22 protein-coding genes and 1 riboswitch are annotated in these 18,421 nt (G+C 68.8%); of the genes, 7 read left to right on the forward strand and 15 right to left on the reverse strand.

The genetic code is table 11. From position 1 onward, the window contains the following. Window positions 1–6 precede the first annotated feature (6 nt). The 7 genes from Q0747_RS00785 to Q0747_RS00815 all read right to left on the reverse strand — a co-directional run bounded on the left by Q0747_RS00785 (window position 7) and on the right by Q0747_RS00815 (window position 4,789). Entirely contained in the window at window positions 7–810 is an 804-nt protein-coding gene (locus tag Q0747_RS00785; protein ID WP_298251359.1) for a C40 family peptidase, read from the reverse strand. Window positions 811–812: 2 nt separating this feature from the next. Further along, a riboswitch (cyclic di-AMP (ydaO/yuaA leader) is annotated at window positions 813–990 on the reverse strand. Window positions 991–1,151: 161 nt separating this feature from the next. Then, window positions 1,152–2,114, reverse strand: a complete 963-nt coding sequence (gene mutM, locus Q0747_RS00790) for a bifunctional DNA-formamidopyrimidine glycosylase/DNA-(apurinic or apyrimidinic site) lyase (RefSeq protein WP_298251360.1) — start codon at window positions 2,112–2,114, stop codon at window positions 1,152–1,154. Beyond that, window positions 2,115–2,831, reverse strand: a complete 717-nt coding sequence (rnc, locus tag Q0747_RS00795) for a ribonuclease III (RefSeq protein ID WP_298251361.1) — start codon at window positions 2,829–2,831, stop codon at window positions 2,115–2,117. A gap of 66 nt (window positions 2,832–2,897) precedes the next feature. After that, on the reverse strand, window positions 2,898–3,101 hold the full coding sequence (gene rpmF, locus Q0747_RS00800; RefSeq protein WP_298251362.1) for a 50S ribosomal protein L32: 204 nt from the start codon (window positions 3,099–3,101) through the stop codon (window positions 2,898–2,900). 2 nt (window positions 3,102–3,103) lie between these two features. Beyond that, window positions 3,104–3,670 (reverse strand): DUF177 domain-containing protein, encoded by a 567-nt coding sequence (locus tag Q0747_RS00805; RefSeq protein ID WP_298251363.1) that lies wholly within the window; start codon window positions 3,668–3,670, stop codon window positions 3,104–3,106. Between the two features lie 214 nt (window positions 3,671–3,884). Further along, the gene (locus Q0747_RS00810; protein ID WP_298251364.1) at window positions 3,885–4,325 is read right to left on the reverse strand and encodes a hypothetical protein; all 441 of its coding nucleotides are present in this window, start codon (window positions 4,323–4,325) and stop codon (window positions 3,885–3,887) included. Continuing rightward, window positions 4,322–4,789: a cupredoxin domain-containing protein gene (locus Q0747_RS00815; protein WP_298251365.1), complete on the reverse strand. Its 468-nt coding sequence runs from the start codon at window positions 4,787–4,789 to the stop codon at window positions 4,322–4,324. Before Q0747_RS00815 ends, Q0747_RS00810 begins: the two co-directional genes overlap by 4 nt. A gap of 370 nt (window positions 4,790–5,159) precedes the next feature. Between Q0747_RS00815 and Q0747_RS00820 the strand changes: the two genes are divergently transcribed. The 3 genes from Q0747_RS00820 (at window position 5,160) to Q0747_RS00830 (ending at window position 7,041) form a co-directional block, all read left to right on the forward strand. Next, on the forward strand, window positions 5,160–5,747 hold the full coding sequence (locus tag Q0747_RS00820) for a GNAT family N-acetyltransferase (protein WP_298251366.1): 588 nt from the start codon (window positions 5,160–5,162) through the stop codon (window positions 5,745–5,747). A gap of 196 nt (window positions 5,748–5,943) precedes the next feature. Continuing rightward, a complete protein-coding gene (locus tag Q0747_RS00825) occupies window positions 5,944–6,276 on the forward strand; it encodes a hypothetical protein (protein ID WP_298251367.1) in 333 nt (110 codons plus the stop codon). A 222-nt stretch (window positions 6,277–6,498) separates the two neighbouring features. After that, complete coding sequence (locus Q0747_RS00830) at window positions 6,499–7,041, forward strand: MOSC domain-containing protein (RefSeq protein WP_298251368.1); 543 nt, start codon at window positions 6,499–6,501, stop codon at window positions 7,039–7,041. 28 nt (window positions 7,042–7,069) lie between these two features. On the opposite strand, the gene coaD is transcribed toward Q0747_RS00830, so the two are convergent. Next, window positions 7,070–7,543 carry a pantetheine-phosphate adenylyltransferase gene (gene coaD, locus Q0747_RS00835; protein ID WP_298251369.1) on the reverse strand — a complete coding sequence of 158 codons (474 nt, stop codon included), beginning with the start codon at window positions 7,541–7,543 and terminating at the stop codon, window positions 7,070–7,072. Window positions 7,544–7,640: 97 nt separating this feature from the next. Here coaD and Q0747_RS00840 point away from each other — a divergent pair, with 97 nt between their 5' ends. The 4 genes from Q0747_RS00840 to Q0747_RS00855 all read left to right on the forward strand — a co-directional run bounded on the left by Q0747_RS00840 (window position 7,641) and on the right by Q0747_RS00855 (window position 11,301). Beyond that, the gene (locus Q0747_RS00840) at window positions 7,641–8,870 is read left to right on the forward strand and encodes an aminotransferase class I/II-fold pyridoxal phosphate-dependent enzyme (RefSeq protein ID WP_298251370.1); all 1,230 of its coding nucleotides are present in this window, start codon (window positions 7,641–7,643) and stop codon (window positions 8,868–8,870) included. After that, window positions 8,867–9,685 carry a spermidine synthase gene (locus tag Q0747_RS00845; protein WP_298251371.1) on the forward strand — a complete coding sequence of 273 codons (819 nt, stop codon included), beginning with the start codon at window positions 8,867–8,869 and terminating at the stop codon, window positions 9,683–9,685. Before Q0747_RS00840 ends, Q0747_RS00845 begins: the two co-directional genes overlap by 4 nt. A gap of 118 nt (window positions 9,686–9,803) precedes the next feature. After that, window positions 9,804–10,409, forward strand: a complete 606-nt coding sequence (locus Q0747_RS00850; protein WP_298251372.1) for a hypothetical protein — start codon at window positions 9,804–9,806, stop codon at window positions 10,407–10,409. A 112-nt stretch (window positions 10,410–10,521) separates the two neighbouring features. Next, the gene (locus tag Q0747_RS00855) at window positions 10,522–11,301 is read left to right on the forward strand and encodes a YcnI family protein (protein WP_298251373.1); all 780 of its coding nucleotides are present in this window, start codon (window positions 10,522–10,524) and stop codon (window positions 11,299–11,301) included. A gap of 143 nt (window positions 11,302–11,444) precedes the next feature. Here the strand turns inward: Q0747_RS00855 and rsmD are convergent, their stop codons facing one another. Genes rsmD through Q0747_RS00890 form a run of 7 tightly spaced genes read right to left on the reverse strand, consistent with a single transcriptional unit; the run spans window position 11,445 to window position 18,408 of the window. Further along, entirely contained in the window at window positions 11,445–12,017 is a 573-nt protein-coding gene (rsmD, locus tag Q0747_RS00860) for a 16S rRNA (guanine(966)-N(2))-methyltransferase RsmD (RefSeq protein ID WP_298251374.1), read from the reverse strand. A 9-nt stretch (window positions 12,018–12,026) separates the two neighbouring features. After that, window positions 12,027–13,118 carry a sulfate/molybdate ABC transporter ATP-binding protein gene (locus tag Q0747_RS00865; RefSeq protein WP_298251375.1) on the reverse strand — a complete coding sequence of 364 codons (1,092 nt, stop codon included), beginning with the start codon at window positions 13,116–13,118 and terminating at the stop codon, window positions 12,027–12,029. Further along, window positions 13,118–13,960 carry an ABC transporter permease gene (locus tag Q0747_RS00870; protein ID WP_298251376.1) on the reverse strand — a complete coding sequence of 281 codons (843 nt, stop codon included), beginning with the start codon at window positions 13,958–13,960 and terminating at the stop codon, window positions 13,118–13,120. The genes Q0747_RS00865 and Q0747_RS00870 overlap by 1 nt, the downstream gene beginning before the upstream one ends. A gap of 33 nt (window positions 13,961–13,993) precedes the next feature. Beyond that, entirely contained in the window at window positions 13,994–14,800 is an 807-nt protein-coding gene (gene modA / locus Q0747_RS00875) for a molybdate ABC transporter substrate-binding protein (RefSeq protein WP_298251377.1), read from the reverse strand. A 2-nt stretch (window positions 14,801–14,802) separates the two neighbouring features. Next, the gene (locus Q0747_RS00880; RefSeq protein ID WP_298251378.1) at window positions 14,803–15,207 is read right to left on the reverse strand and encodes a molybdopterin-binding protein; all 405 of its coding nucleotides are present in this window, start codon (window positions 15,205–15,207) and stop codon (window positions 14,803–14,805) included. Between the two features lie 41 nt (window positions 15,208–15,248). After that, the gene (locus Q0747_RS00885; RefSeq protein ID WP_298251379.1) at window positions 15,249–17,477 is read right to left on the reverse strand and encodes an ATP-dependent DNA helicase RecG; all 2,229 of its coding nucleotides are present in this window, start codon (window positions 17,475–17,477) and stop codon (window positions 15,249–15,251) included. Next, a complete protein-coding gene (locus Q0747_RS00890) occupies window positions 17,467–18,408 on the reverse strand; it encodes a DAK2 domain-containing protein (protein WP_298251380.1) in 942 nt (313 codons plus the stop codon). The genes Q0747_RS00885 and Q0747_RS00890 overlap by 11 nt, the downstream gene beginning before the upstream one ends. Window positions 18,409–18,421: the final 13 nt, after the last annotated feature.

An 18,421-nucleotide genomic window follows, 5' to 3' on the forward strand; every position in this document is an offset into this window, starting at 1 on the left:
CGGCTCCTAGCGCGTGTAGTAGCCGTCCAGCGCCATGGCGTTGACCGAGTGCACAACCGTGCCCTGGGTCGAGTTGAGGGCACTGATCATCCGGCCGTTACCGAGGTAGATACCGACGTGGCCGCCACCGTTCTGGCTCACGAGGTCACCCGGCTGGGGGTTCGACGTCGGGGTCATCGCGGCGATCTGGGCCCAGCTGGTGCGGGGCAGGTTGATGCCGTTCTGGGCGTAGGCCCACTGCACGAAGCTCGAGCAGTCCCAGGTGCCGAAGCCGCTTCCGCCGTAGACGTAGCCCTGGCCCTCACCCTGCATGGCCGTTCCGGCGATACCGGACATCGATCCGCTCTGGCGGACCACGGGCTTGTTGGTCGACTGCAGGCTGTAGGCCGAGGTGGCAGCAGCAGCAGGCGCGGCGACCGGAGCGGCGGGGGCGTACGTCGCAGCCGGTGCGTAGGTGGTTGCGGCAGGAGCAGCCCACTGGGTTGCGGCGGGAGCAGCCCACTGGGTGGCGGCGGCTGCCGGTACACCCCACTGGTCGGTGGTGTAGGTGCGTGTTCCGTTCGCGTCCCACTCGGTGACGGTGTAGACGCCGCTGGTCGCGGCCTGCGGGGCAACGGGAGCCGTGGTGAGCTCACCGGCTGCGCTGGCGGGAAGTGCTGCGCCGAGCATGAGGCCGGAGGCCGCAACGACGACGGCGGCGGGCTTACCGGCTACCGAGGCGCTCATGGTGACGGCACGCGACGCGGTCACGAAGGGGTTGATGCGTGCGGGAACGGCGCGGTGGCGCGCTGAAAAAGTGTTCTTGGACAAGTTGATGCCTTTCCCAATGCCTGCGAAGTTAGCTGTCGGGTTCGGATGGGACATCCGGACACTCTGTTCATCACGCAAGCGCCCCAACGCTGGTGATTCGTGTCTTTACCCCTAGGACTCCTGAAGGAATCCACTACTGGTTCCCCCGCCCCTGTCGAATGTGTTGAGCGAACGGTCCGTCCTCATCGACAGGGCTAGGCAGTGTGAGGATGGGCGCTCATCCATCGTGGATCGAACGCGAGATCTACGGTACGGGGTGGGAACGAGATTGTCACGTTAAGGTCACGAGCCTGTGGATTCGTCTGTTTTCCCTAACGACACAGCACGCCGACGGGAAGAAATCAGGTCCTGGCGTTGCGAGGTACGGGCTGGCACCAGGGGCAGACGGAGGAGGACCTGCCCATGAAGGCTTCCCTCCGGATGAGAGTCGTCCGCCCCTCCGCCGCGCACCTGCTGCACGGCAGACCCGCCCGCCCGTAGGCCTTGAGCTCACGGGAGAAGTAGCCGGAGGAACCGTTCACGTTGACGTACAGCGCGTCGAAACTGGTGCCGCCCGCGTCCAGGGCGCGGGTCATGACCGACGTGACGGCGTCGACGATCCGGTGCGTGTCGGGACGCCGCATCGTGTCGGTGGGGCGCGAATAGTGCATCTTCGCGGCCCACAGCGCTTCGTCGGCGTAGATGTTCCCGATGCCGGAGATGAGGCCCTGATCGAGCAGGGCTCGCTTGAGGCCGGTCCTCCGCGCACGCAGACGGGCATGGAACGCCTCGATCGAGAACGCCACGTCCAGGGGGTCACGCGCTATGTGGGCGGCCTGGTGCGGGATCAGCGGCAGGGATCCGCGGCCGAGTCCCCCGGGCTGATGATCCGGCGTGGGCTCGAGGCCGGTCACGAACATGCCCCCGAAGATGCGCTGGTCCACGAAGCGCAGCTCGGTGGGGAGTGCTGCGCCGTCGTCCCCGTGCGCAGCGGAGAGCCGGAGCCGGACCTTGAGGTGCTTCTCGGCGGGTGCCTCGGGATCCTCGATGAGCAGTTGTCCACTCATTCCGAGGTGGGCCATCAGTGCCACGTGCGGACTGTCCGAGGTGCGGCCGGGTTCCTCGAGGAGGAGCCACAGGAACTTGCCACGCCGGACGACGTCCTGGACCCGGGAGCCGGCAACCGTACCGATGAAGTCCTCGGGGCCCGCCACGTGACGACGCAGCGAACGTGCGTCGAGGATCTGGACGTCCTCGATGGTGCGACCCGTCACCCAGCGGGCCAGACCGCGTCGCACCACCTCGACCTCGGGGAGCTCCGGCACTCAGCGGTCACCGACCGGGCGGCCGGGTGCAGGGTCGGCCTCCGCGGCCAGCATGGTCCAGGACTGGGCGGCCGCCGCCTGCTCGGCGTCCTTCTTGGACGGACCGCGGCCTGATCCGTACTCCACCGTGCCGATCAAAAGACGCGCGGTGAAGGTGCGGGCATGGTCCGGGCCGGTCCCGTCCACGCGATAGTCGATCAGTCCCAGGCGCCGCGCGGCGGCCGTCTCCTGGATCCGCGTCTTCCAGTCCGTCCCCTCGCCCAGGACGGCCGAGTCCCTCAGGAGCGGCCCGATGAGTCGCATGACCATGGCTCGGGCTGTCTCGATCCCATGACTGAGATAGGCGGCTCCGATCACCGCCTCCATGGTGTCGGCGAGGATGGACGCCTTATCACGCCCGTTCGTGAGCTTCTCGCCCTGACCGAGCAGCACATGGCTTCCGAGGTCCAGGCCGCGTGCGACGCCGGCGAGGGCCTTCGTGCTCACCACCGCACTCCGTCGCTTGGCGAGGTCTCCCTCGGACAGCGTCGGGTTGTCGCGGTAGAGCGCGTCGGTGACCGCCAGACCGAGCACCGAGTCCCCCAGGAACTCCAGCCGCTCGTTGGTGGGGATGCCGCCGCGCTCGTAGGCGTACGACCGGTGCGTCAGGGCAAGACGAAGCGTCTCGGGGTCTATATCGACCCCGAGACGCTTCGTGAGCTCTGCGCTATTCGTCACAATTGCTTCGGTTGATCTGGTGTCCGGTGCGCGCGCCCGAATGGGGCGCGGTGGCGGCGGTCTGGATCAGACGTCGGCGACCTTGCGGCCCTTGTACTCGAGGAACAGGGGCGTGCCTGCCGAGTCCGTGACAACCTTGGCCTGGTGCGCGATGCTGTAGGTGACACGGCCGTTCTCGAGGGTCTTGACCAGCTTGGGCGCGGTGGCCTTCCACTGGGACCGGCGTGCGCGGGTATTCGCGCGGGACATCTTCCGCTTCGGGACAGCCACGGCTAACTCTCTTCTCTCTCGTCTGACTCTGACTTGGTTGCCGCGTCACTCTCTGCGGCGGCGCCCGTCAACCCGGCGAGGGCTGACCAGCGAGGATCCAAAACTTCGTGGTGATGGTCGGGATCGTCGTTGAGGCGGGCCCCACATTCGGAGCACAATCCCTTGCAATCCTCCCGGCACACCGGCTGGAACGGCAGCGACGTGACCACTGCGTCCCGGAGCACGGGTTCCAGGGCGATTGCATCACCCTCCACCCGGTACTGCTCTTCATCCTCCTCCACCGACAGTGACTCGGAGTCGCTGTAGAAGAAGAGTTCCTGGATGTCCACGTCGCGGTCGAACCGCAGGGGCTCCAGGCAGCGCCCACACTCGCCGGTCACTTCCACGCTCGCGGTCCCCGACACCAGGATTCCTTCGTGGACCGACTCGAAGCGCAGATCGAGGTCCATGATGGAACCCTCCTGCACGCCGACCAGGGCCACGCCGAAGTCCTTGGGTGCCGGTACATGTTCTTCGACAGTCCGCATGCTTCCCGGACTGCGTCCGAGGTCCTTGACACTGAATGTCAAAGGCGAACTGAGATCGCTTTTAATGGTGACTCCTGTAGAACATATGACCGACGAATCATTCTAGCCTGTCTGCAGGTGCAGCCCCAAAACACCGCGCTCCGTCCAGGCTCACCCTGTGACTGATGCACCCGCCGCCAACGCCGAGGAGCCGGGACCGGAAGCGCGGTTTCGCCGCCTCGACGGAGCCGTGAGCGCGTTCCTGACGCAGCAAAGATCAGAGTGCTCTACGCGACAGTCGGTAGCCGACGACGGCGAGGATGAGCGCGAGTCCCTCAGCGACGGCGGTGATGGTCTTCGTGGTGTACCAGACGGGCTCGTACATGGACGGGATCGGTCCGATCGTGGGGACCTGCACGTACCGGTAGAGCAGGACCGCCGCAAGGGAGGCCAGCGCCACCAGTGCTGCCAGAAAAAAGGCCCTGCTGGTCCCTCTGAGGAGAACGTAGAGGCCGGACAGGACGGCGACCGCGGCCTGGATACGGAAGACATTTCCACCACCGATGCCGTCGGGTGCTGCCTGCTCGAAGCCCGAGGCGAGCTGCAGGTGGATGACACCGCTGACGATCAGAGCCGCCGCCACGAGGAGCCTCAGGACCAGCAGGGGGATCCGGCTCGTTCCCCTGCTGGTGTCCGCGGACCCGTTGGTCGAGCTCACCCGATGACCAGCGTCCCGGACATCTGAGGATGGTAGGTGCACTTGACGGCGTAGTCGCCGGACTCCTCGGGCGCGGTGAAGGTCACTGTCTCACCTGCGCCCACCTCGACGTCGAAATCTCCGTCGCCGTCAGCCGTGACGGTGTGAGGCGCATCGTCCTCGTTGGTGACGGTCACCTCGGCGCCGGGCGCGATGGTCTCGGGCATCTGGTACTCGAAATCGACGATCGTGATGACGGCTTCCTCGGCGGGGGCGGCTTCAGCCGTCGAGGACGCTCCGCCTCCGGCTGACGCTTCGGACGTAGGCACGGCCGCGTCAGACGTCATGGGCGCCGCCGGGGCCGAACTCGTCATCACGCCGTCGGGCGGGTCGGTGGTGGTCGTCTCCTCGGGCGTGCAGGCTACGGATCCCATCACAACAGCAGCAAGGACCACCGCGGACAAAGCGTTCTTCGCAAGATTCATGGTGCTCTCCAGACATAGGTTCTGCGCCGATCTGTGGATGCCGGGCCGCCGCACTCTCCGACGGAGGGCAGATCAATCATCTACGCGAGGACTCGACACATGTTGTTCGTCACACGTCGTGTGCCAGACGTGTGCTCCGGCGCACTATTTTCGAGATCATCACCGCTGGCAGTCCAAACCGATCGGGCACCGGAGGCTGAGGTCTTCCATCATCGAGTGGCGCCCCTCACCCAGGAGCACGCTCCGGCGTGACCGTCCAGAACACATTGGGCGGAGAATTGTGGCTCGGGGAGCAGGCTCACAACCTGACCCCCCGGACGAGCCGAAACGTGGGTGAACATCTTGGCCGTGCTGGCTGCAGAATGAGGTGATGGTTCCGGTCATCCCCATCGTCACTACCTCGCGTCTGACACTCACGCCTCTTTCTCCGCATGACATCGACAAGGTGTTCGACATCTACCGCGACCCGGCGACCTGGGAGCACTTGCCTACTGGCCGTCATCGGCGACGAGAAGAATCAGTAGCCCTGATCGCGGCCGGGCAGAGAAGCTGGACGGAGTCGGGCGCTGGGCCATGGGCCATCAGGATCGGTCGGACCGGCAGTCTGGGAAATCTGCTGCCGGGAATGTTCATCGGGACCGGTGGAGTAACTTTGACCGCTTCCGGGCTGTGGAACCTCGGTTACCGATTAGCACCGACGAGTTGGGGCAGGGGCCTTGCCACGGAGATGGCCACGGCAGCAATCATGTCAGCGACAACGGCGAACTCCACCGCGCCGGTCACGGCTCGGGCACTCTCCAACAACCCCGCCTCGTGTGCTGTTGCTGAACGTGTTGGTCTGAAGCTGCTGTGGGAAGGTCCGACGAAAGACACTGTTGCAGCCGGTGTGCGTCGAAGAATCTATGCGGACCGGGAACCCACCGCAGCCCAGCTGGAGTGGCTTGTGGCTCGTGCTTAGGCAGCATCGTCGCGAGCTCGAGTAGCGCTTCTTCACTCCGCGGCGGGCGCCGCACGGGCCTACCCTGGAAGGAGGAATGGACGCAGGACGATCGGAAGGCAGAAGCCGTGAAGAAGTTCTACGTTGCGTCGAGCGTCAGGAACATCGCCGACGTTCGCCACGTCGCTCAAACCTTGGAGGCCAGGGGTACATCAATATGTACGAATGGACCGACTATGCGTCATCGGGCGACGCGAACGAAGTCACTCTCGATGATCTACGGGCCATCGGGCAGCATGAGAGAGATGCAGTGATGGGCGCCGACGTCGTCGTCGTCCTGCTCCCGGCCGGGAACAGCACGCATGTTGAGCTCGGCATCGCGATCGCCCAGCGCAGAAGGACGATCCTGCATTCGCCGGACGACGCCATCAACGACCTCGATAGCACCAGCACGTTCTACCACCTACCTGAACTGGAGAAGTGCCACGGAACCCTGGACGACGTCGTCGCAATGATCGACGGTCGAGAAGTGACTGATGCCGCCGACTGACGCAAGTTTCGCCCAGCGACCGCCAGAACCCCCGCGGGTGCGGAACTGGGACGAGGTAATCCTGCAGCCGGCGCCAAGTCCGAAGTAGGTTCGACTCATGGATGCTCAGCAACTCATGATCACCGCCTTGGATACGGCTCACCTCGCTGCGACTCGGTGGTCAGCGCGCGGACCCGCGGTCGTCCTCCTGCATGCCGGTGTCGCCGATCGGCGGTTCCGGCGATGAGTGGTCTGACTGTGTCGGTCAGCAAGAGTACGGACCATCATTTCAGCAAAGAACCAGCAGCATCGGTCCTGCTCGTCGAGGGCATGGGGGTAGAAGGGGACGCCCATGCTGGAGCGACCGTGCAGCATCTGTCCCGCGTCCGAGCGGACCCCTCTCAGCCGAATCTCCGGCAGGTGCATCTCATTCAGGCAGAGCTGTTCGACGATCTCGCGCAAGAGGGGTTCCGGGTGGGCCCAGGTGATCTCGGCGAGAACATCACAACCTGGGGTATCGATCTCCTGGCCCTGCCCGTCGGCGCTCTGCTCCGCATCGGTCCTCACGCGGTGGTCGAGGTGACCGGGTTACGCAATCCCTGCAGGCAGATCGACCGCTTCCGGACCGGATTGCTCAAAGCGGTGGTGTCACGAAATGAAGCAGGGGACGTGGAGCGCAGGGCAGGCATCATGGGCATCGTCGTTCGTGGCGGCGAGATAAAACCCGACAACGTCGTAGGCGTCGATCTGCCGCCTGGCCCGCATCGGGCCCTGGAACGCGTATAGCTCCGTCCCCTGGCCGGCATCCCGGCCGTCAGTCCCGCTGAAGCAACCGCTCGCGGACGACGTCGGGCACGAAGGGCTCGATGTCGCCACCCAATGAGGCGACCTCCTTGAGCAGGCTCGAGGACAGGTGCGCGAACTCGGCGGCGGTGGGGAGGAAGACGGTGTCGACGTCGGCCAGGTGGCGGTTCATGGTGCTCATGGGCAGCTCGTAGTCGAAGTCGAGGCCCGAGCGCAGGCCCTTGACCAGCGCATCCGCTCCGTGCTCGGTGCAGAAATCGGCGAGGAGTCCGCCCCCGAGGGGAAGCATCCTGACATTCGGAAGGTGGGCGAGACCCTGCGCGCAGAACTCCATGCGCTCCTCGACGTCGAATCGGTACTTCTTCGCGTAGTTCGTCGAGACCGCGACGATCACGTCGTCGAACAAGCGGGAGGCCCGGCTGATGATCTCGATATGACCGTTGTGGATGGGGTCGAAGGATCCGGGGCAGACGGCGCGGCTCATGCCCCTACGGTACCGAGATTCCCGAGCCGCTCGAGCCGGTGCACGCCTCGCGTGGTGACGTTGCCGCTCGGACTGCGGGAACGGCGATACTGGTGGCATGACCACTGACGCGCACCCCACGAGCTCGAGCACCAGGGCGCCCTGGGCCAGGACGGCACTCGGTGCGAACCTGCTGGGCGACGACGGCCGGCTGGGGCTCACCATCTTCGAGGAGGTCACCGCGCTCGCGCAGCAGCACTCGGCGATCAACCTCGGCCAGGGCTTCCCCGACGAGGACGGACCGCAGGAGATCCTCGACGCCGCCCGCGCCGCCATCGCGTCCGGTGCCAATCAGTACGCCCCCGGTCAGGGTCTCGCCGTGCTGCGCAACGCCGTCGCCGCCCACCAGGCACGCTTCTACGGCCTCGAGGTGGATCCGCAGACCGAAGTGATCGTCACCACCGGCGCCACCGAGGGGATCGCCGCGTCGATCCTCGCCTTTGCAGGACCGGGCGACGAAGTGCTCACGTTCGAGCCGTTCTACGACTCCTACGGCGCGACCATCGGCCTCTCGGGTGCCACGCACACCACCGCACCTCTCCTGGCGCCGGGCTTCCAACCGGACGCGGCGAGCCTCGAGGCCGCGTTCTCCGAGCGGACGCGCATCATCGTCGTCAACAATCCGCACAATCCCACGGGCAGCGTCTTCTCCCGGCAGTCCCTGGAGCTGATCGTCCGCCTCGCGGAGCGGTACGACGCCCTCATCGTCACGGACGAGGTGTACGAGCACCTCGTCTTCGAGGCGAAGCACATCCCCATCGCCTCGCTCCCCGGCGCGAGAGCGCGGACCCTGAGCATCTCATCGGCCGGCAAGACGTTCTCGATCACGGGCTGGAAGGTGGGCTGGCTCAGCGGCCCGGCGGACCTCGTGGCGCAGGTCCGCACCGTCAAGACCTTCCTCACGTACACCTCCGGCACCCCGTTCCAGGGCGCCGTCGCGCTCGGCCTCGGCCTGCCGGACGAGTTCTTCAGCACCGCTGCCGCGACCCTGCGGAAGAAGCGTAATCTGCTCGGTGAGGGCCTGCGCGCCGCCGGCTTCGAGGTGTTCACCCCGAAGGGCACGTTCTTCGCTCTGGCCGATGCGGCGCCCCTCGGGCTCGACGACGCCACCGACCTCGCGCGGCGGCTTCCCGCCCTGATCGGCATCGCGGCCATCCCGGTCGCGGCGTTCTGCCACGACGACGGCGCCCGACGCACCGGCTCCCTGCTCCGGTTCGCGTTCTGCAAGAAGTTCGACGTGATCGAGGAGGCGGCGCACCGCCTCGCGAGTCTGCGGGACCGCCTGTGAGTACGCCCCCGCGGCCCGAGCACGACGGGCCGTTCGAGGTCCCCACCCGATGGCTCCCCGCGACCGGTGCGTATGCGGAGCTCGACGAGGACGCGTTCATCGACGGGGCCCTGATCCTGAGCATCGGCGGCGCACAGCAGTCCCACGTCGACGTGCTGCATCCGGAGCGGATCTTCTACGAGTACCTGCAGCGGATCGCCCACGTGATCGATCTGCTCGGACCCGCCGGGGCCCCCTTGCGTGTACTGCATCTGGGTGCCGGGGCACTGACCCTCGTGCGCTACGTCCAGGCGACCCGTCCGGGGTCCCGGCAGACGGCGGTCGATGTCGATGCCGAGCTGCTCGACTTCGTGCTCGACGCCGTGCCGCTGCCCCACGGCACGGCCTGCGAGATCGTTGCCGGAGACGCGGCCGACGTCGTCCTCGAGGAGGCGGACGGAGCGTTCGACGTCGTCGTGCTCGACATCTTCGCCGGAGCCGACGCACCGGCGCATCTCACGTCGCCCGATTTCGCCGGGCACCTCCTGCGGATCTGCGCGGAGGACGGCGTGGTCCTCGTGAATGTGGGCGACGACCCGCCGCTGGACTTCGCCCGCGCACAGGCCCGCCAGCTCTCGTCCCTGGCACCGGCGACCGCCGTCCTCACGGAGGCCGCGATGGTGGACGGCGGGCAGGCCGGGAACGTCATCGTCGCCGCGCGGCGGAGCCCCTGGCCGGATACCTGGACGACGGCGTTGCTCGCCGCCGGTCCCCACCCGGCCGCGGTGCTGGTGGGCTTGGAGCTCGCCGCCTTCGAGGACGCAGCACTACGGTGAATCCTTCCTGGCGCCACGGCACCGGTGGGCGCGGAACGCGACCCGATGGCCCTAGGCTTGGGAGTGGGTCCGGTGTATATCGATCACCCCGCGTGACGACGACGGAAAGGAGCAGGCCGTGGTAGGTAAGCGCTACCTCCGCTCCCTCCTGCTCGTCGCCGTGATCCTCTCGGTCTCCTCCGCCTCGCATGTCCTCGCCTCCGGCCACCTGCCGGCGCCGGCGGTGATCCTGCTGTTCGGGGTCCTCCTCCTGCTGCCGACCATGCTGCTGACCCGGCGCACCGTCTCGTTCCGGGCCGCCGTCCTCACCATGGGTACCGGCCAGGTCCTGCTGCACCACCTGTTCGCGCTGACGGCCCTTCCGTCCGCATGCCAAAGCTCGGTCGCCGCACCCGGCCACCACGCGGCCTTCGAGCTCGCCTGCGCCCCGTCCGCCGAAAACCCGCTCGGCGGCGCCGAAGGCAGCCCAGTGATGCTCCTGCTGCACGGACTCGCCACCGTGATCCTGGCTTTCGCCGTCTCACGGAGCGACAAGGCGCTGGCGCTGCTCGCCGCCTGGATCCGCCCGCTCCTGACGCTTCCCCTCCACGTGCCGTTCGCCCCGGTCCGGCGCGAGCCGCTCCTCCGGAACGTGGCGTCCCCGGTCACCCCGCTGTCCGTGCACTCCGCCGTGCCGACCCTGCGTGGTCCGCCGCGCTTCCAGGAAGCCCTTGGCCTGATCTGATCCCGGAGAACGGGGCAGGCGGGCTCCAGACCGCAGCATGACCCACCCCCTTCCCCCGGCGCTCCACGCCATGCCTCGATGCAGGCGTGAGCGCACCCTGAAAGGTACTTCCATGACCTCCTCCACACCCCGGCGCGCCCGCACCACCGGCGCCGTCGTCCTCACCACCGCGACCCTGATGGCCTTCGGTCTCGGCGCCGCCAACGCCCACGTGAGCGTTGCACCGACATCGACCACCGAGAACGGCTACGCGCAGCTCACGTTCAGCGTCCCCAACGAATCGGACACCGCCAGCACCACCACCCTGGAGGTGCAGCTGCCCACCGAACAGCCCTTCACCTCCGTCCGCGTGAAGCCGATCGAGGGCTGGGACGCCGAGGTGGTCACCGGCGAGCTGCCGGAACCGGTCACGACGGCGGACGGCGCAACACTCACCGAGGCTCCCCTGTCCGTCCGCTGGACGGCCGAGGAGGGCTCGGAGATCGCCCCGCAGCAGTACCAGACCTTCTCCATCTCCGTGGGCCAGCTGCCCGAGGCAGGTACCACGGTGATGTTGCCTGCCACCCAGTCCTACACGGACGGCGAGGTGGTCGAGTGGGACGACGAGACCGTCGAGGGCGAGGCGGAGCCCGACAAGCCGGCGCCGTCGTTCGTCACCACCGCAGCGGCCGAGGGCGAGGACTCCCACGGCGGAGCAGCTCCCGAGGCGACCGGGGAGGCGGCTGAGACCGCCGAGGCCACGGCACCGGCCGAGGCCGCCGACACGGAGCAGACAGCGTCCACCAGCGACGACGATTCCGCGTCCGCCGTGGGCTGGATCGGTCTGGTGGCCGGCCTGCTCGGACTCGTCGCCGGCGTCGTCGCCCTGCTCCGCACGCGCCGCACCGCGTAACCCGGGTCCACAGCACGGAAGAACGGAGGGAGCGGTGCCGGTCAGCCGGCACCGCTCCCTCCGTGTGATCGGCGACGGATGGTGCCTGATAGCCCACGGCTGCCGCACGGCGACGCCGGACCGAGCATTACGGCACGGGACCGTCAGCCTGCCGCAGGCTCCAGGAACCAGAGCCGCGTCTCCCCGTACTTCCTGTCGGAGAAGCGTTCCAGCCCCTCCGGCCACTGCGGTTCCGGCGAGCGCGTGGAGCGCTCCACCACGACGACGGCGCCCTCGGAGAGTCTGCCCCGGAGAGCGGTGAGGACACTGGTCACCTCGTGCCCGTCCACGGTGTACGGGGGGTCCATGAGGACGAGGTCCCAGGTGAGCTCCGGCGCCACCCGCGCCAGATAGGTCTCCACCTTCGAGCGGTGCACGCGGGCCGCAGTCCACCCCAGCACCCGGTTCACCAGGTCCGCGTTGCGCTGCGCCACGGCCGCCGCGCGGTCCGCGGACTCCACGAGGTCCACCGTCGCGGCCCCGCGGCTCACGCTCTCGATGCCGAGCGCGCCGGATCCGGCGTAGAGATCGAGCACATGGGCTCCGTGCAGGATGCCGTAGGACTCGAGGCGGGAGAACAGTGCCTCCTTGACGCGGTCCGTGGTGGGACGCGTCGCCGTCCCGTCGACGCCTGCGAGGGTGGAGCCTCCCGCGGCTCCGGCGATGATGCGCGTCATGCTTCGACTCTAGCGTCCACTCCCGGCCGTGCTCCGACCGGACTCCTGCTCTTCCCGCCGGGTCGGATAGACGGTCACGTCGCCGTGCCGGATGCGGAGGTCGACGGCGAGTCCGGGAACCAGTCCGTGGGCGACGGCGTCTGCCGGTGCGACGTCGGCGGCCAGGCCTGCCGCGTGGATCCGTACCAGGTCTCCGCGGTGCTCGACGTCGTCGATCTCCGCGCTCACGACTGCCGCATCGGCGCCGGGGTGGCCCGAGAGCGAGACGCCGATCGCCGCCGGCCGCACGGCGAGGACCAGGGCGGTTCCCTCCGGAAGGCGATCAGCGAGTGGTACCTCGATCCCGTTCCCTCCGGCGAACCCCGTGCGCGTCCGCCGACCCTGCACCAGATTGAGACCGGCCAGCCGCGCCCCGAAGGCCGTGACGGGTCGGGTGAGCACCTCGGCCGTGGGGCCGGACTCCACGATCCTTCCGCCCTCCAGGACCAGGACCCGGTCCGCGAGGAGGAAGGCGTCGAGCGGATCGTGCGTGACGATCACGGCGGTGCGCTCCTGCAGTACCTCCCGCAGCAGCAGCCGCATGGCCGGGGTGACGCTCACGTCGAGGGCTGCGAGTGGTTCGTCGAGCAGGAGCAGCGACGGCTCCACCGCGAGTGCGCGTGCCAGGGCGACGCGCTGCGCCTGCCCGCCGGAGAGCTGGTGCGGGCGGCGGTGGGCAAGTTCCGCGACCCCTACGCGCTCGAGCCACTTGTGAGCCGCGGCCCGCGCCGCCGTCCGGGGTACCCCCCGGCTCCTCGGTCCGAACGCCACGTTCTCGAGCGCCGACAGGTGCGGGAACAGGAGGGCGTCCTGCGCCAGGAGGGAGATCCCGCGCTCCCGCGGCTCGGTCAGCGTCCGGCCGGACCCGCCGACGTCGAACAGGACGGCGCCGTCGAGCTCCGCGCAACCGGTGGTCGGGGTCAGCAGACCGGCGAGCAGCGACAGCACGGTTGACTTGCCGGCTCCATTGGGTCCGAGGACGGCGAGGGTCTCCCCCGTGCGCATCTCGAAACTCACGTCGAGGTTCCGCTCCGCGAACGTCGCGGCGAAGCTCAGCCCCATCAGGGGGCACCTGCGGCTCGCCGGACCGCTGGTGCCGGCGGGCGTGCCGTGGCGGGGCCCCCGAGCGGCCGCACCCGGTGGGCTGCGCCGACCACGAGGATGGCGACGACCACGAGGATGAGGGACAGGGCGACGGCGGCGTCGGGATCGGTCTCACGCTGCAGGTAGATCTCGAGCGGGAGGGTGCGGGTGGTCCCCTCGAGGCTCCCGGCGAAGGTCAGCGTGGCGCCGAACTCCCCGAGCGCCCGGGCGAAGGAGAGGACGGCTCCGGAGACCAGGGCCGGCAGGACGAGCGGCAGGGTGACCCGGCGCAGCACCGTCCAGCGGCTTGCGCCGAGTGTGGCCCCGACGGCCTCGTAGCGTGTGCCGACCGTCCGCAGTGCTCCCTCGAGGCTGAGCACCAGGAAGGGCAGGGCCACAAATGCCTGCGACAGCACCACGGCCGTGGTGGAGAAGGCGATGTCGACCCCGAGCGTCTCCAGCGTCCCACCGAGCAGGCCGCGCCGCCCGAAGGTGTAGAGGAGGGCGATACCGCCCACCACCGGCGGAAGGACCAGGGGCAGGAGGACCAGGGAGCGCAGGATGCGCTGGCCCCGGAAGCTCGTGCGGGCGAGGACCAGGGCCATCGGGACGCCGAAGACCACGCAGAGCGCGGTCGCCGCGAGCGAGGTACGCAGACTGAGCAGCAGGGCGGCCCGGGCGCTCTCGGAGGTCACCAGGGGGACGAAGTGCGGCCAGTCGACGCGCAGGGCCATCGCCACGAGCGGAAGCACCACGAACAGGGCTCCCACCGCGGCCAGCACCAGGACCCAGCGGGGCAGCCGGACCGCGGTCAGCTCCATCGCGCGGACCAGCTCAGGAGACCGCGACCGGGCTCAGGGCGCACCGAAGCCTGCTGCCTCCAGCACGGCGCGGCCGTCGTCGCCCACCACGAAGTCGACGAAGTCGCGAGCCGCCCCGGACTCCTGTGAGCCGGTCAGCGCTGCGATGGGGTACGAGTTCACGACGTCGGCCGCCTCCGGTAGCGCGATCCCCAGCACGGCTTCACCGGCGGCCCGCACATCGGTGACGTAGACGAGCCCCGCGTCGGCCTCGCCCGAGGAGACCTTCCCCAGGACGTCCGTCACGGAGGACTCCTCGCTCACCGGGGTCAGCTCGACGTCGGTGGCCTCCTCGACGCGCGCCGCCGCGGCCCCGCAGGGCACCTGCACGGCGCACACCACCGTCTTCACGCCGGGCCGCGCGGCGTCGTCGAGCGAGGCGATGCCGGCCGGGTTGTCCGGTGGGACGGCGAGCTGCAGGGTGTTCGTCGCGAAGGTGATCGGCTCGCCGTCGAGCAGCTCCGCGCGTCGCACGCTCTCCATGGTGGACTCGTCGGCGGAGGCGAAGACATCGGCGGGGGCGCCCTCCACGAGCTGCGTGGCGAGGTCCGAGGAGCCGGCGAAGTTCAGGGTCACCTCCGCACCCGGGTGGGCGTCCTCGAACTGCTCCGCCAGCGCCGTGAAGGGTTCCTTGAGCGACGCCGCGGCGAAGACGGTGATGCTCCCCCCATCCGAGTCGCCGGTGGCGTCGTCGCCCGGAGCCCCGTCCGCGCCGCAGGCCGAGACGCCCAGGACCACGAGCACGGCGGCCGGCAGGAGCAGGAGCCGCCGCCCCCGCGTGAGGAGACGCATCCGGATCATGATCAGTTCTTCTCCTCGGGGGTCTCGATGATGACGGTGGTCGCCTTCACCACGGCGATCGCGATGGACCCCGGCACCAGGCCGAGCTCGCGCACCGCTTCGCTGCTCATCAGGGACACCACGCGGTGCGGGCCGCACTGGAGTTCCACCTGAGCCATGACCGTGTCCGCCACGACATCCGTGACGATCCCGACGAACCTGTTGCGGGCGGACCGGCCGATCTGCGAGGGGTCCCCCGGCAGGACGGCGTTCTTCCGGGCCAGACCGGCGAGGTCGAGGGTGTCGACGGTGGTCCTCCCGGAGGCGTCCTTCGTTCCCGCGAGCGCACCGGCGTCGATCCAGCGGCGGACGGTGTCGTCACTGACGCTCAGGTAGCGCGCCGCGTCGGATATCCGTATCTGCGTCATGGGGGAAACGATACAACCTCATCTGCGGAATACAGCGCGGGTCATCCGCGTTCGAGGAACGCTTCCTTCTCCGGATTCAGATACAGCTCGATCGCCAGCGCCAGCCCGGGATAGTCGTGCAGTTCCGGATCGGCGAGGACGATCTCCTGCGCATCCGTGCGGGCCTTCTCGATGACGGCGCCGTGCTGGGAGATCTTCAGGAAGCGCAATGCGGAGCGACCGCCAGACTGCGAGGCACCCAGGATGTCTCCCTCGCGGCGGAGCTCCAGGTCCTTCTGGGAGAGTTCGAAGCCGTCCGTCGTCGCGGCGACGGCGGCCAGGCGTTCCCGGCTCGGATGCCCGGGCTCGAGCTTCGTCACCAGGAGGCAGGTCCCGGCGTGCCCGCCCCTGCCGATCCTCCCCCGCAGCTGGTGGAGCTGGGAGATCCCGAACCGGTCGGCGTCCATGATGACCATGAGCGTCGCGTTCGGAACATCGACGCCCACCTCGATCACCGTGGTCGCGACCAGCAGCTGCACGTTGCCCTCGGCGAACCGCGTCATGACGTCCGCCTTCTCCTGCGGGTCCAGTCGTCCGTGCAGCATCGCGCTCGTCACGCCCTGGAGCTGCGGCACTCCGGCGAGGGACTCGAGGAGCCCCACCACACCGGTGAGTTCCTGCCGTGCCTCGGCCTTCGGATCCGGCGGAGGCTCACCGTAGAGGACTCCCGGGGCGTCGTCGTCGTTCCTCACGTCGTCGCCGATCTTGGGGCACACCACGTACACCTGGCGTCCGGCGTCGATCTCCTCTCGGGCGCGGGACCAGATGCGGTCGATCCACGCGGGGTGCTCGGTCAGGCCCACCTCGTGGGTGGTGATGGGCGCGCGGCCCGCGGGCAGCTCGGACAGCGTGGAGGTCTCGAGGTCGCCGAAGACGGTCATGGCCACGGTGCGCGGGATCGGCGTCGCCGTCATGACCAGCACGTGGGGCGAGGTGCGCGCCTTGGTCCGCAGCGAGTCCCGCTGCTCCACGCCGAAGCGGTGCTGCTCGTCCACCACGATCAGTCCGAGGTCGAAGAACTGCACGTTGTCGGAGAGCAGGGCGTGCGTGCCGATCACGATCCCCGCCTCGCCCGACGCCGCGTCGAGAAGCGACCTCTTCCGCTGCGCGGTGGTCATGGATCCGGTGAGCAGGACCACCCGCGTGCCGTCCGTGGACCCGCCGAGCATGCCGGCCTCGGCGAGGGGCCCGAGGGTGGTGGTGATGGACCGCAGGTGCTGGGCGGCGAGCACCTCGGTGGGGGCCAACAGCGCCGCCTGGCCCCCGGCGTCGATCACCTGCAGCATGGCGCGCAGGGCCACGAGGGTCTTGCCCGAGCCCACCTCGCCCTGCAGCAACCGGTTCATCGGGTGATCCTGGGCCAGGTCCTCGCCGAGCTGCTGCCCCACCTCGCGCTGCCCCTGCGTGAGGGTGAAGGGCAGGCGGGTGTCGAACTGGTCCAGCAGGCCCCCCGGGCGCGGGATGCGTGCCGTGGCCTCCTCGCGCGCGGTGAGTGCCCGGCGTCGGGCCAGGGCCGACTGCAGCACGAGGGCCTCCTGGTAGCGGAAGCGGTGCTGGGCGCGGTAGGCGTCCTCGACCTCGCGGGGACGGTGGATCAGCTCGTAGGCGTTCGCGAGGCTCATCAGCTTGTCGCGGCGTGCCACCGGGGCCGGCACGGGATCGTCGAGCTCGGAGAGTCGCAGGGTGTCGAGGATGGTTCCGACGGCGACGGCGATGCGCTCCGTGCCCAGTTTGTCGACCGCGGGGTAGACGGGGATGGGGCGGTTCACGCGCTCCGGATCGTCGTCGTCGTCGAGCAGGGCGTACCGGGGGTTGGTGAGCGAGAGCTTGCCGCGATAGACCGTCACCTTGCCGGAGAACATGGCCCGCACACCGGGGCGCAACTCGCGCTCGGCACCGTAGCCGTTGAAGAAGGTCAGATTCATACCACCGAGCCCCCCGTCGGCGTCGTCGGTGATGACCACTTCCAGCAGCATGCCCTTGCGCGTGTGCATCCTGCGGGAGTTGGAGGACTGGACGCGCGCGATCAGGGTGACGTCCTCGTCAACCGGGACCTCGTCGATCGGGGTGAGCTCGCCGCGCCGGAGATAGGTGCGGGGGAAGTGGTTCAGAAGCTGGCCCACGGTGTGGATGTCGAAGTGCTTGGCGAACAGCTTGGCCACCGGACCGAGATGGCGGTCGAGCGATGCATCGAGGTCCGAGACGGCGGACCGCGTGGTGTCAGGTGTCACCGGCCCCGGCTCCTGCTGCCGTGGCGAGCTGGGTCACGCTGATGTTCACCGGCGTGCCGGCCTCGTTAATGAGGGCGAGTGCCGGTCCTGCATCCGGCACGTGGGCGTGGACCCGCCAGCGGTACCCCTCCTCGGTCTCGGAAACGGCGCTCATGATGACCGAGTCCCCGAGCTCGTCGAGGTGCAGACGCAGGGTTGCGGCATCCAGCGGACTGAGTTCGATGGTGCACATGACCTCGACGCCGTCGGTGTCGTTGCCCGCGTGGATGTGCGGGGACTGGATGCCGTAGCCGTGGAGGCCGTCGATGAGCTCGCTGTCCAGCTCCTCGCCCAGGGCGGCTGCGCGGAGCGCGTCGAGGACCAGCAGGAAGCCCACTCCCCCGGCGTCGACCACCTGTGCGTCCGCGAGGGCTCCGAGCTGGCTCTCCGTCTGCACCACGGCCTGCAGGGCATGCTGCACCGCCATTGTCAGGGTCTCCGCGAGCACCTGGTTGCTGTCGTCCCCCGCATGACCCGCGGCTGCCTCGCCGGCGCCGTGCGAGCACGCCTCGAGGACCGAGAGCATGGTGCCCGGTACCGGATCGCTCAGGGCCGACCAGCTCCGGATCTGCGCCCGGTGCAGCGCCGCGGCGAGGAGACCGCCGGTCAGGCGTGAGGCTCCGCCGAGTGGTTCTGCGAACGCCGTCAGGAAGACCGCGAAGAGGGTGCCGGAATTGCCGCGGGCGTCCTCGAGGGCCGCACGCCCCGCGATGGTGAGTAGCTCCCCGAGATCGGAGGTTTCGGTGTGCGTGGCGGCCAGGGCGGCCGCGCGAACCGTCAGATAGAGATTCGTGCCAGTGTCGCCGTCGGCCACGGGAAAGATGTTGATGGCGTTCAGGCGGTCGCTGTGATTGCCGAGGGACTCCTCGGCCCTGGTCAACCAGCGCCTCATCGCCACAGCGTTG

Source organism: uncultured Arthrobacter sp., from assembly GCF_947493765.1.
GTDB lineage: Bacteria > Actinomycetota > Actinomycetes > Actinomycetales > Micrococcaceae > Arthrobacter_D.